Genomic DNA, 11,907 nt, shown 5'->3' with positions numbered 1-11,907 from the left:
ATCACTAGTATGGACGGAAAAAGCTTCTTCATGAAAAATATTTAGGCTGGATTATGTTATTCAAAGTTCCGCTGTGAATTCGTAATCATATTACTCGCAATATGTTCCTGCAATGGGGTATGTGTTGACATAAAACGCCGAGTGGTTTAAACTTTTATTAGTTAACTGAAAATTCAGTAAATAAATAGAGGTGATAGAATTGATAAAAGTATATGTACCTGTCGCAAACGGAGTTCAGGATCAAGAGAACACAGGATTATCACCAAAGCTTTCTGAACTAACTGGAAAGCGAATCGCTCTTTTTAGTAATAAAAAGGCCAATGCAGCAGAAGTCCTTTTAAAGGCAGGCGAACTTTTAAAAGAAAATCATGGTATTCAAGAATATATACTTTTCGAAAAAGAGAATGCAAGCTTTCCCGCTCCCAAGGAGTTAATTGAACAAATTGTCAGCGAACGATATGATGCTGCTGTCGTGTCATTAGGTGATTGAGGGTCGTGTACATCGTGGAGTGTCCACGATAGCATAGAGCTTGAAAAGAGGGGACTGCCAACCGCCACTATCATTTCCGATGTGTTTATTAAGTTGGCAGAGTTTGAAGCTGAAGCAAAGGGATGTAAAGGTCTTGCCAAGGTTGAAGTACCTTTCCCAATGGGAGGGATAAAAAAAGAGCAGGCCCATCAGCATTTAACGGCAGCTTTCCAACAGGTTGTAGATGGGTTGTTATCACCTTCCACACTGGATGAGTACGTGACAGGTTCAATTGGAAAGTTCATTGAGTTTGAAAGCGATAACATTGATGAAATTAATTCGTATTTTGTTGAAAACGACTGGACAGACGGGCTTCCGGTTATTCCTCCAACTGTTGAACGAGTTGAAAGAATGCTAGCGAAAACGAAGCGAGATCCCAATGAAGTGATCGGTCTTATGCCGCCTTTCTGGCGTGAAACTACGGTTGAAAACGTCGCAGTCAACTGTGTTATGGCTGGCTGCTCACCAGACTATTTTGAGTTGATGCTGACAACCGTTGAAGCCATGCTTGATAAAGACTTTAACCTATACGGAGTTCAGACGACTACTAACCCTGCAGGTCCGATGGTCATTGTCAATGGTCCAGCTCGTAAAGAACTGGGAATTCATAGCGGAATCGGATTGTTTGGTCCCGGCTGGCACGCGAATGCAACAATTGGGCGGGCTGTTCGGTTAATGTTATTTAATATCGGCGGAGCCAGACCTGGAATAGGTGATATGTCCACTCTAGGAAATCCGGCAAAGTACACTGCTTGTATTGCTGAATTCGAGGAAGAAAGTCCATGGGAATCACTTCATGTCGAAAGAGGGTTTGCTAAAGATCAAAGCACCGTTACCGTTGCTGCGACCACTGCACCTTACAACGTCATCCACTTAGGTAGCAATGCTGAGATCTACCTTGACGAGCTCACCGATGTATTGTTGTTAACTGCCTCAAACTTTTTAATTTTTGAAATGCAGCCAGTCATCGTCATTAGTCCTGTACATGCAAAAATGCTCAGTGAAAAAGGCTACAACAAACAAAAGATCAGAGAAGTATTATGGAAGAAAGCAAGAGTAGATCTTGACACCTTTGATGCTAAAACGATTGAAGCCATTCAAGCATGGAAATCAAACTGCATCGTTGATAAAAATGGGAAAAAGGTAGTTTATATTGCGAAGAATCCAGAAGATATTGTCATAGTGCACGCGGGGGGCTATGGAGAACATAGTGCTGTTATGGGGACTTTCACCAGGTCAAAAGTGACAACAAGGGCCATTGAGAATAGCACTCATCTCAACTTGAAACAAGCAGCGGAAGAAGTTTTAAGAACCTTCCGGCCAGGGTTTCAAACCGATGGATATGATATTATAGTCACCTCTGCTGAAGAAGACAAGGTGACCTTGGAATTAGTTCTCACACCAGAAGCGTGTCTTGATTGTATTATGCCGAAAGATTATCTAGAAAACGTATTTTCAGATGGTATTGAAAAGAAAACAAAGAAGTCAACGAAAGTTACTTTAAATGATCCAAGGCAATGAATAAAAAAAGGGCGCCTTGAGTTGGCAATAAGGTCTTCCTCAAGTGCCCCCTTATACGGGAATGGTGATCGTAAAAGTGGTCCCTATTCCTTTTTTACTTTCTACCTCTATTTTTCCATTCAGCTTGTTGATGGTACTGTACACCATTAACATCCCGAGACCCGTTCCTTCTTTTTTAGTAGAATAATACGGTTTACCTAAAAGGGACATTTCATCTTGGTTCATTCCAGTTCCAGTATCTTTAATTTTAAGAATAATACTGTTCCTCTGACTAGAAACATCAATGGATAATACTCCGCCATTGTCCTTCATTGCTTCAATTCCGTTTTTATAAAGATTAATTAAACATTGCTGCAGTTGGTTTGTATCAAGTTCTTTCCTTAATGAATTATGGAAGCTAAGCTTGATATCGACTTTATGCATATTGGCATAAGGAAGGAGAATATTTTTTGCATACTCAGTTTCAACTTTTAAATCGGTATTCTCTGTATGTTCACATTGAGGTTTAGAGAAGGCAAGAAAGTCATTAATAATACTTTCTGCTCGATTCAACTCCAACAACGAGTAATCGACGTAACTTTTTTGCGTTGGAGCTATATCCGATTGACTTAACAACTGTAAAAAGCCGTTTGTGACCGTTAATGGGTTTCTGATCTCATGGGCAACACTCGCAGCTAATTCACTGATTAATTGTAATCTCTCCGATTGAACAACAGCCTCGCGCGCCTTGGTATTGGCATATATTTTTTCTATTAATGATGTAATAATCATCGTCATGATAACGTGAGTCAAAAGGGCATTTACAGCAAGTGTCCAAAACTCACGATTTATATCGATCATCATGCTTAAGATAGAAAGATAAAGAAGCATTGTGATAAAAGCCATAAATACAGCATAAGCGATTCGATTACGCGCTTTTGACTGAAAAAACTCAACTTTGCTCATTGATAAAAGAATCCAAATACAAATGGAAAATAATAATGATTCTACAAATCCCTCTCCACCAATCACAAACCGATAGATATTGAGAACAATGAGGAGGAGAAAACCATATTTGTATCCTCCGTAAAGTGATACGAAAATAAAAGGGATATAGCGTAAATCAAAGATAAATCCACTTTCCAAATGGATAGGATAGGACATGCATAATATCATTGACAGAGCTAAGATGATTGCCATTAGAGGCTTATTTACAAATTTTACACTGTTTTCAAATATAACAAAAAACAGTATTGGCAATAAGAGAAAAAGAAAATTTAACAGAAGTGTTTCTAACAATTTGGTACTTCCTTCCATAAGCCAGTTTTTACTCTAGTACATCCTTCATAGTACTATATTTATCTTGCGTGAGATAGGCTTTTTCTGTTGGAGCGTTGATAGATTTTTTGCATTCAGGCAGATCTTTTCCTTATATTCCCACAGTATGTAATCTTTACATAAAATTTACGAAGAATTATTAAAGGGACAGTATTTCAAAATTATAATATAACTAAGCTAATAGACATACAACAAAGGGTGGCTTTATGGAAAGCAGCAGAATCATGAAATATATCCATTTTCTAAAATATTTAAATCATCATCGGAAGGCTCTTTTTCAAGAATTCAATAAATGCAAGGAAGTAAAGAGGCTGATGGCTTCTGAAAAAATCAATACTTTCTTTCAGCCAATTGTGTCACTTGAAGAAGGGAAGACCTTTGGTTTCGAAATATTAAATCGTCCGGTAAAAACACTTCTTTTTCCTACGACCGATAAATTTTATGAGTATGTAGGGAGAAGCAATGAAGTCTTTATGGTGGATAGGTTTATCCGCAACTTAGCGCTGGAAAGATACGCAAAACAAATCAAGAATACACAAAAACGAAGTGAGCAATTAATCTTCCTAAATATACAGCCTCAAGTACTCGCAGACCCTCATTACCAACGAGGGATTACGTTAGAATTGCTGGCAAAGCATCACCTTTCACCAAAGCAAATTGTTCTCGAGCTTACGGAAAAAGAGGCGGTAATGAACTATCATCAGTTTGAAAAAATTATTGAACATTATCGGCAGCAAGGATTTAGAATTGCGGTCGATGACGCAGGTACGGGTTATAACAGTTTGCAGACTCTTTTATATTTAAAGCCTGAGTTTATGAAGATTGATAAATCACTCATACGAAACATTTGTGAACATCCGGAAAAACAGTACCTAGTTGAACTTCTTTTGGGATTTGCCTCACAGTCAGAAACAAAGGTGATCGCGGAAGGAATTGAAACGACTTCGGAGTTAAACTTTTTAAGAACTTTAGGCGTACATTTAGGTCAGGGTTATGCACTAGGAAAACCAAAGGAAGAGTTATGCAACGGGCAAGTGCCCATGGTAAATCACCAATTATCTAATGTGCTTGCATAAAATGCAGTAAAAATGAGCTTGGAAACTTTTCCAGCTCATTTTTTGTTATCTTATTTCAGATGGGTCCTCAATGCAGATGCAAACACTTTTCGTGATAGCTTTGCATTTCTGCTTTACCATAGCAGCAGCTTTGCTTAACTCCTCTACCGTTTCGTAAGAAAATCGTTTATTTGTGATGACAGCAATGGAAATTGAAACCAAAGGAACGTTTTCTAACACTCCAACTCTATTAGTACTTTTTACATATCCATTTTGTAGGTCAACTTCTGAATAGAATCGCAGCTTCGCCTGTTCAAAGCGGTTAATGATTGAATTGCATAGTTCTTCATAACGATGATGCGGGAGAACGGCGATAAAATCATCACCGCCAATATGCCCTACAAAGGATGGATCATTATCGTTCGTCATGATCACATCACTAATAATTTGCGCCGTTTCTTTAATTAACGCATCACCCTCTCTAAATCCATAGGTATCGTTAAATGACTTGAAGGAATCCAAATCTAAATACAGAATGGTATACTTCTTAGAAGATAGTATCTTCATCAATGTTTTTTCGATAAGAAAGTTGCCGGGCAGACCGCTCAAGGATTGGCATATCGAGCAATGCTAATTTGTATTTCTGATAGCTTGATAATCAATTCACGAATACTAACGATTCCGTAGAATTGACCGTACTTAGTAACAAGTACTAAGTCATAAAGATTTCCTTGTTTTCGATTCATGGCAAGACTGCTTACGTCGGTAAGAGGTATATGGTAATCAACTACTAAGAACTCCTGGTCCATGACAAGATCGATGGTCCTTTTCATAAAAAGGTCGAAGCCATACTTAGTGGACAGTTTTTGAAAAAAAAGCGTTCTCATCACTAGCCCCAAAGGTTGTTCTTTGAAGGACAACTATTCCTTCCAAAGATGAATCATTGATAAAAATGGAATAAACCTCCTCACATTTGACGGAAGGAGTTACCGTAATCCCTCTTTCTGCAATATCTCCTATCACTAAATGCATAACAGTCACCCCGGATTCTACAGTTTAAATCAAAACCACTTTCGGAACATTTTTTCTAGGAATAAAGAATTACTGCATAACTTAGTAGAAATATCCTATCGATATTAATTTACCGCAATAATATTAACTATTGGTAAAATTTATGTAAATCTAACGTTTTATTATAAAATTTCCGGTATTCTTTAAATAGGGAAAGGATTACTGGGAGCATTATAGATGTTGAAAAACATTGTTATAAAATCTTACAGGTAAGAGGTCAGTATTTTCGTATACTTGTAAAATAAGGATACAAAGAGGAGATGATGAAAATGTCAAGGAGAGGCAAAACAAAGAAAATGAAAAGAATGAGTATCTATGGCCTAAGTGCAGCTTCTGTGCTGTTCACTACATTATGGTTGAAAAAATCAGGACAGCATGAAAACTCGACAAAACGTAAATATTATCCCGTTTCTCGAAGAAATGAAGATGTTAGAATAAATGGTCATATGTAAAACTTTATCATAAACAAAAAAAGGAGAGAGAAGACAATGGAAACTAAGATTCTGTTTGCGCAATTTGCTGATGATCATTCATTTAAATTAAGTTCTTATCTAGCTTATCTATTCTCTTCTAGTAATCTTAAAGGCAGCGATTACGTCAACGACAAAAGGATGAGAAGGGGTAAGAAGAAATGAGATTTTATAGCGGTAGAGTCCTAGTTCATTGAATCAAATGGTACTAGGGCTTTTTTGTTTGGATAGGAAACGAAAGGATTTTCTTCTCAGAAACGGAAGCATCTGATAAACTAAATTATACTTATTAAGAACAGATGAAGCGGGTGTACAGATGGCAAAACGAATAGCAATCTACTTAATTGGCATGTCTGTAACCTCCTTAGGAATCGCGTTGGTCGTGTTTTCTTCAGTCGGAGCGGGACCTTGGGACGCGGTTGCAGCCGGCTTACATAAGCAGCTCGGACTAACGATTGGAATGTGGTCTATCATTTCGCAGGGACTGGTCGTTTTGTTGATTGCCTTGATTGAGAAAGAAAGACTCCAATATGGAGCAGTAATCGCGATCATTATACGAAGCTTTTTCCTAGATGCGTGGATCTACCTTGTTATTCGACATATCGACTTAACCTATTCCATGTTGACACAATGGAGTAGTTTTATGCTTGGGATATTGTTAATTGGGACTGGGATCGGTCTCTATTTGGAAGCAAAATTCCCGAAAACTCCTATCGATGGATTGATGGTAGCCTTGCATCATCGTTTCGGCTGGACGTTAGGGGGATCTCGACTGCTAATTGAATTCACTGCGGCCTTATTGGGGTTTCTACTCGGTGGACCGGTTGGACTTGGAACTATGATGGTTGCGTTATTTTTAGGGAAAATTGTCCAATTTACTAATGGAAAAATAAGAAGCATCCTTAACCATCAATCAACAACTTACATATCAGTAGAAGAATCTCTTCGTAAAAACAGCTAAAGTATATAATGATAATAAATAGTAATCTTCGAAAGGACATCGTACTGATGTCCTTTTTGTTATATTTACACTCTATTCTGATTTATTAGAAAATTAAGTGAATTTAATTGACAAGCCCATTGGGAACGAAATATAATAGTTGTATATTATTTCCATGCATTGTTTGAAACCGCTTACTTCGGTGGTTTTCTTTTTGAAGGAGGTGATGCCCTCTAGCGGTTGTTTAGAGGACATTTCTAGTAGTTCTCGTAAAATAAGAGTTCTAGTTTAGAGTAAAGATGTATATGGTTTAGGAGGCACATCTAGAATAGACAGACAAATCTATTATTAGGGGGAATTGTAAAATGAGAGCAGCTCAAGTAATTGAAATTAAAAAGCCTTTAAGAGTAGGAAATGTACCAGATCCAACACCGGGACCACATGATGTTATTGTAAAGGTTGAAGCAAGTGGAGTATGCCGTAGTGACTGGCATGTGTGGCAGGGAGATCTTGCGTGGTTAGGGTTAACACCTCAACTGCCGTTAATTCCTGGTCATGAGATGGGTGGAGTCGTCGAGGAAGTAGGTTCGGCCGTTAAAAACTTCAAACGTGGTGATCGTGTAACGACACCTTTCCATGAGTCTTGTTCACATTGTTCATACTGCTTAAGTGGTCAATCAAACCGTTGTGATCATTCACAGACATTTGGAGTCGTAAAAGATGGTGCATATGCTGAATATATGAAAGTGCCAAATGGTGATTTTAACCTAGTTCGCCTTCCAGAAGAAGTAGATTTTGTTACAGCTGCAGCAATCGGATGCCGCTATATGACTGGATTCCACGGAGTTGCTCGTGCTAACCTGAAGGCTGGTAATTGGCTAGTAGTTAACGGTACAGGCGGTGTTGGTCTATCAGCTGTTCAAGTTGGAGCTGCTGTAGGTGCACAAGTTATTGCTGTTGACGTTGATGATACAAAATTGGAAATGGCTCGTAGAGAAGGAGCTGTAGCAACTGTTAACGCACGTAATGAAAATGTTGGAGAAGCGGTTAAAGAAATTACAAGAGGTGGAGCACATGCTTCCATTGATGCACTAGGGATTAAAGAAACAATTTTAAACTCTATCACATCCTTAAGAAAAGGCGGCCGCCACGTTCAAATTGGTTTGACATCTGCAGCTGAAGCAGGTGTGGTTGACATTCCAATTGATATGGTTACGGTAATGGAATTGGAAATTGTCGGAAGCCTAGGAAATCCTGTTACAGAATACGATGGACTTTTAACATTAATTGGACAAGGAAGATTAAATCCAAAATCACTTGTAGAGAGAGAAATCTCTTTAGAACAAGTTACGGATGTCTATAATGACATGTCTAATTTTAGAACAAACGGATTCAATATCATCACAAAATTTAAATAAACATACTCCGCAGTTATAGTATTTAAAATACTTACTTACATTACCTTCACTTTTAATCAATCGGGTTACTGATACATCTAACTTTCATATTACACCTCCCTTGCAATTGTCGAATGTACAACCTGCCCTTGCATTAACCCGATTGGATTTTTTCTAGTAAAATATTAGGAGGAACACATGCAAACTATTACAAGAGAATTCTCGATGACCATTAATGGTCAAGCCATTAAAACGGATAAGTTACTGTCCGTTCTCAATCCCGCAAATGAAACAGAGGTTGCAAGAGTTCCCGTGGCCACGCAAGAACATTTAAATGAAGCGGTGGCAGCTGCAAAATCAGCTTTTAAAAGCTGGTCAAAGCTTTCAGTTGAAGAAAGAGCTGCAAAAATTGAGGCGTTTGCTGATGGAATTGCCAGCAGAAGAGAGGAATTAGCGAAGCTATTCACCTTGGAAATGGGAAGACCAATTAGTGCGCCTTTTGGGTCTTACACTGAAATTGATGCAGCCGCTAACTGGTGTAAAGAAATGGCTAAATTTCGTCTGGCGCCTGAAGTGCTAGAGGATACGGATGCTCACAAAATTGTCAAATATCGTACACCAGTCGGCGTAGCTGGGTTAATCGTTCCCTGGAATTTCCCTGCTTTGTTAGCCATTTGGAAAATTGCTCCTGCTTTATTAACAGGGAATACGATTATCGTAAAACCTTCTCCCTATACACCTTTAACTACGTTAATCATGGGTGAAATCGCCCGCGATATCTTCCCGCCGGGAGTATTTAATGTCTTAACCGGTGAAGATGAGCTGGGTCCATGGATTACTGCCCACCCTGAAATCAACAAAATCAGCTTCACAGGCTCAACTGCAACTGGTAAAAAAGTGATGCAAAGTGCTGCAGCTAATTTAAAGCGGGTGACGCTAGAATTAGGTGGAAATGATGCTGCGATTGTATTGGAGGATGCGAATCCACAAGAAGTTGTTGAACCATTATTCTGGTCTTGTTTTTCAAATACGGCGCAGGTATGTATAGCTACAAAACGTTTGTATGTGCATGAGAAAATCTATGACCAATTTTTAGAAGCTCTTGTCCAATATGCGAAAAATATTCCTGTTGGCGATGGGATGGATAAAGCAACTTTAATTGGGCCAGTTCAAAATAAAATGCAGTATGAAAGAGTCAAGGAATTAATTGAGGATGCGAAAAAGTCAGGTGTTAAGATTGCATGTGGAGGAAATGTCGAAGATAAGCCAGGTTATTTCATTCCGATTACCATCATCGATAATCCGCCGGAGGATTCAAGAGTGGTAAAGGAAGAAGCCTTCGGTCCTGTCCTGCCAGTAATCAAATACAGTGATTATAATGACGTAATACAACGCGCAAACAACACGGAATACGGTTTAGCCGGATCTGTTTGGGGGAAAGACTTGAATCTTGCCCAATCGATTGCAGAGCAGTTAGAAACAGGAACTGTTTGGATTAACGAATTCCAAGTACTTGCACCAAATCTGCCATTTGGCGGACACAAGCAATCAGGTATCGGTGTAGAGAACTCACTTGAAGGGGTTGCCGAATACACGAATACAAAAACCATTATGGTGAAAAAGAAATAGTGATTGATGATAAGAGCATGAAATCTGTTGATTTCATGCTCATTATTTTTAGTCGGGAGCTGCTTTGTCTCCAGTAATTGTGTCAGAAAATTGACACAGTTTCTTGTTTAAGGAAATCTTTCTCTACTAATGGTACAATGAGACTAAAAATGGGAAAAGGAACATTTGAACGTATGAGACATGATAGCAGCTCCAAAGAAATTTCCATAATGGCACCAAAACAGTCATTTCCAAAGATTTTAGCCGCCACCATTAAGACGGGAATCATTAAATCTAACTTAATTACCATGTTTGCTGGATTAACACTTTCACTTTACACCTATCAGCTTGATATACTTGATAAGATTCCAGAAATTTTTCTTGCTTTGATTGGTACTATCCTAGTGATTGGGGCAGCCGGTGCTTTCAATAATTTGTATGACCGAGACATTGACTCGATTATGGAGAGAACAAAAACTAGACCGACAGTAACAGGGGAAATCAAACCGCAAACGGTCTTATGGATTGCGATTTTCATGACGATTATTGGTATTGGCGCACTTGCAATGACCACGACACTTGCAGCAATATTAGGATTTTTAGGTTTGTTTTTTTATGTAGTTCCCTATACGATGTGGAGTAAAAGAAAAACGATCTACAATACCGAAATCGGCAGTATTTCTGGAGCCATGCCGCCTCTGATTGGCTGGGCTGCCATGTATCCCGATATCACGCATCCCGCCATTATCGGACTTTTTGTCGTGTCCGTCATTTGGCAAATGCCACACTTTTATGCCATCGCCATTCGTAAGCATAAGGAATACGAAGCAGCGGGAGTACCAATGCTTCCGGTGGTAAAAGGTATCAAGCGAACATACATACAAACGAATGTTTATTTAATCATCTTAATAGCGATCAGTTTTCTTTTCGGAACGTTAAGTGTAGGATTGATGCTAGTGGCTTTAATCTTAAGTATCGCTTGGCTTGTACTATCGATTTACGGCTATAAAAATATGGACTCTGAGAAATGGGCAAAGTCGTTGTTTATTTTTTCGCTGCTCCATATGACCGTGTTATTCTCAACTGTGATTATTTATTCGCTAATGGGGATTATTTTTGATTTGTAGATGTTAGTTAGGAAAAATGTATGGTTTTTATGGTTACAATATTGAAAATAATCATTTAGAAATAGGGGCAAACTGGCCGAATCCTTTCTTTTTAATGGTAACTATGTTAAGGTAGGTTAAAAGCGAGGTGTCACTTTGGCTAATTATAAAGCGAAAAGAAGTAATTTAAAAACCCTATTATCAAAAAATAACACTAAGCTTGATGTGTTAGCAGCTAGCACTGGGATCCCTGAATCCAAATTGAATGAGTATTTAAGCAAGAAGGTCATGACCTTAAATAACGCCATGACGATTTCAAAAGAATTAGATTGTAAAATCGAAGACCTATATGTTTGGGATGTGAAGGAAGGGTAAACGCCCTTCCTTTTTTGTTTGATTGGGAATGCTTTCGGACATGCGGAGGTATATCTATCCAGATTGCTTTCATTACACCATGAAGACCGTTTTTCCTTGTTACGGAAGAGAAAATGGCTTTCATTGCTGTCATGAAGACCGTTTTTCTCTTTTTAGGGAGAGAAAATGGTTTTCATCGCCGTCATGAAGACCGTTTCTCCTTGTTCCGGAAGAGAAGATGGTTTTCATCGCCGTCATGAAGACCGTTTCTCCTTGTTCCGAAAGAGAAGATGGTTTTCATTGCTGTCATGAAGACCGTTTCTCCTTGTTCCGGAAGAGAAAATGGTTTTCATCCCCGGCGTGAAGACCGTTTTTCCTTGTTACGGAAGAGAAAATGGTTTTCATTGGTGTCATGAAGACCGTTTTTCTTTTTTAGGGAGAGAAAATGGTTTTCAACGCCGTCATGAAGACCGTTTCTCCTTGTTCCAGAAGAAAAAATGGCTTTCATCGCCGTCATGAAGACCGTTTCTCCTTGTTCC

At 38.7% G+C, this 11,907-nt stretch carries 13 protein-coding genes; 9 read left to right on the top strand and 4 right to left on the bottom strand.

Annotation, left to right across the window (positions count from 1 at the left end; translation table 11 throughout):
- Nucleotides 1–199 precede the first annotated feature (199 nt).
- The gene (locus tag CZ487_RS14810; protein ID WP_273701408.1) at nt 200–2,050 is read left to right on the top strand and encodes a UGSC family (seleno)protein; all 1,851 of its coding nucleotides are present in this window, start codon (nt 200–202) and stop codon (nt 2,048–2,050) included.
- 51 nt (nt 2,051–2,101) lie between these two features.
- Here the strand turns inward: CZ487_RS14810 and CZ487_RS14805 are convergent, their stop codons facing one another.
- On the bottom strand, nt 2,102–3,328 hold the full coding sequence (locus CZ487_RS14805) for a sensor histidine kinase (protein ID WP_077213066.1): 1,227 nt from the start codon (nt 3,326–3,328) through the stop codon (nt 2,102–2,104).
- A gap of 245 nt (nt 3,329–3,573) precedes the next feature.
- Here CZ487_RS14805 and CZ487_RS14800 point away from each other — a divergent pair, with 245 nt between their 5' ends.
- A complete protein-coding gene (locus tag CZ487_RS14800; RefSeq protein WP_077213065.1) occupies nt 3,574–4,443 on the top strand; it encodes an EAL domain-containing protein in 870 nt (289 codons plus the stop codon).
- A 45-nt stretch (nt 4,444–4,488) separates the two neighbouring features.
- On the opposite strand, the gene CZ487_RS27550 is transcribed toward CZ487_RS14800, so the two are convergent.
- Both CZ487_RS27550 and CZ487_RS27545 read right to left on the bottom strand, forming a co-directional pair.
- On the bottom strand, nt 4,489–4,992 hold the full coding sequence (locus tag CZ487_RS27550; protein WP_337189741.1) for a GGDEF domain-containing protein: 504 nt from the start codon (nt 4,990–4,992) through the stop codon (nt 4,489–4,491).
- Nucleotides 4,993–5,027: 35 nt separating this feature from the next.
- The gene (locus CZ487_RS27545; RefSeq protein ID WP_237562893.1) at nt 5,028–5,309 is read right to left on the bottom strand and encodes a CBS domain-containing protein; all 282 of its coding nucleotides are present in this window, start codon (nt 5,307–5,309) and stop codon (nt 5,028–5,030) included.
- 453 nt (nt 5,310–5,762) lie between these two features.
- Here CZ487_RS27545 and CZ487_RS14790 point away from each other — a divergent pair, with 453 nt between their 5' ends.
- The 7 genes from CZ487_RS14790 to CZ487_RS14765 all read left to right on the top strand — a co-directional run bounded on the left by CZ487_RS14790 (nt 5,763) and on the right by CZ487_RS14765 (nt 11,389).
- On the top strand, nt 5,763–5,945 hold the full coding sequence (locus CZ487_RS14790) for a hypothetical protein (protein ID WP_077213064.1): 183 nt from the start codon (nt 5,763–5,765) through the stop codon (nt 5,943–5,945).
- A 36-nt stretch (nt 5,946–5,981) separates the two neighbouring features.
- Nucleotides 5,982–6,128: a hypothetical protein gene (locus CZ487_RS26735; RefSeq protein WP_154676044.1), complete on the top strand. Its 147-nt coding sequence runs from the start codon at nt 5,982–5,984 to the stop codon at nt 6,126–6,128.
- Between the two features lie 151 nt (nt 6,129–6,279).
- Nucleotides 6,280–6,924 (top strand): YczE/YyaS/YitT family protein, encoded by a 645-nt coding sequence (locus CZ487_RS14785; protein ID WP_077213063.1) that lies wholly within the window; start codon nt 6,280–6,282, stop codon nt 6,922–6,924.
- 344 nt (nt 6,925–7,268) lie between these two features.
- Nucleotides 7,269–8,321, top strand: a complete 1,053-nt coding sequence (locus CZ487_RS14780; RefSeq protein WP_077213062.1) for a zinc-dependent alcohol dehydrogenase family protein — start codon at nt 7,269–7,271, stop codon at nt 8,319–8,321.
- 177 nt (nt 8,322–8,498) lie between these two features.
- Nucleotides 8,499–9,929, top strand: coding sequence for an aldehyde dehydrogenase family protein (locus tag CZ487_RS14775; RefSeq protein WP_077213061.1), 1,431 nt, complete (start codon nt 8,499–8,501; stop codon nt 9,927–9,929).
- A gap of 209 nt (nt 9,930–10,138) precedes the next feature.
- Nucleotides 10,139–11,035, top strand: a complete 897-nt coding sequence (cyoE, locus tag CZ487_RS14770; RefSeq protein WP_237562964.1) for a heme o synthase — start codon at nt 10,139–10,141, stop codon at nt 11,033–11,035.
- A gap of 135 nt (nt 11,036–11,170) precedes the next feature.
- On the top strand, nt 11,171–11,389 hold the full coding sequence (locus tag CZ487_RS14765; protein WP_077213060.1) for a helix-turn-helix domain-containing protein: 219 nt from the start codon (nt 11,171–11,173) through the stop codon (nt 11,387–11,389).
- A 328-nt stretch (nt 11,390–11,717) separates the two neighbouring features.
- On the opposite strand, the gene CZ487_RS26730 is transcribed toward CZ487_RS14765, so the two are convergent.
- The coding region (locus CZ487_RS26730; RefSeq protein WP_237562892.1) for a hypothetical protein at nt 11,718–11,907 on the bottom strand (190 nt) is incomplete at its 5' end.

The sequence above is a fragment of the Robertmurraya dakarensis genome (genome assembly GCF_900156875.1).
GTDB lineage: Bacteria > Bacillota > Bacilli > Bacillales > Cytobacillaceae > Robertmurraya > Robertmurraya dakarensis.
This window is presented reverse-complemented; position numbering and strand designations above follow the sequence as displayed.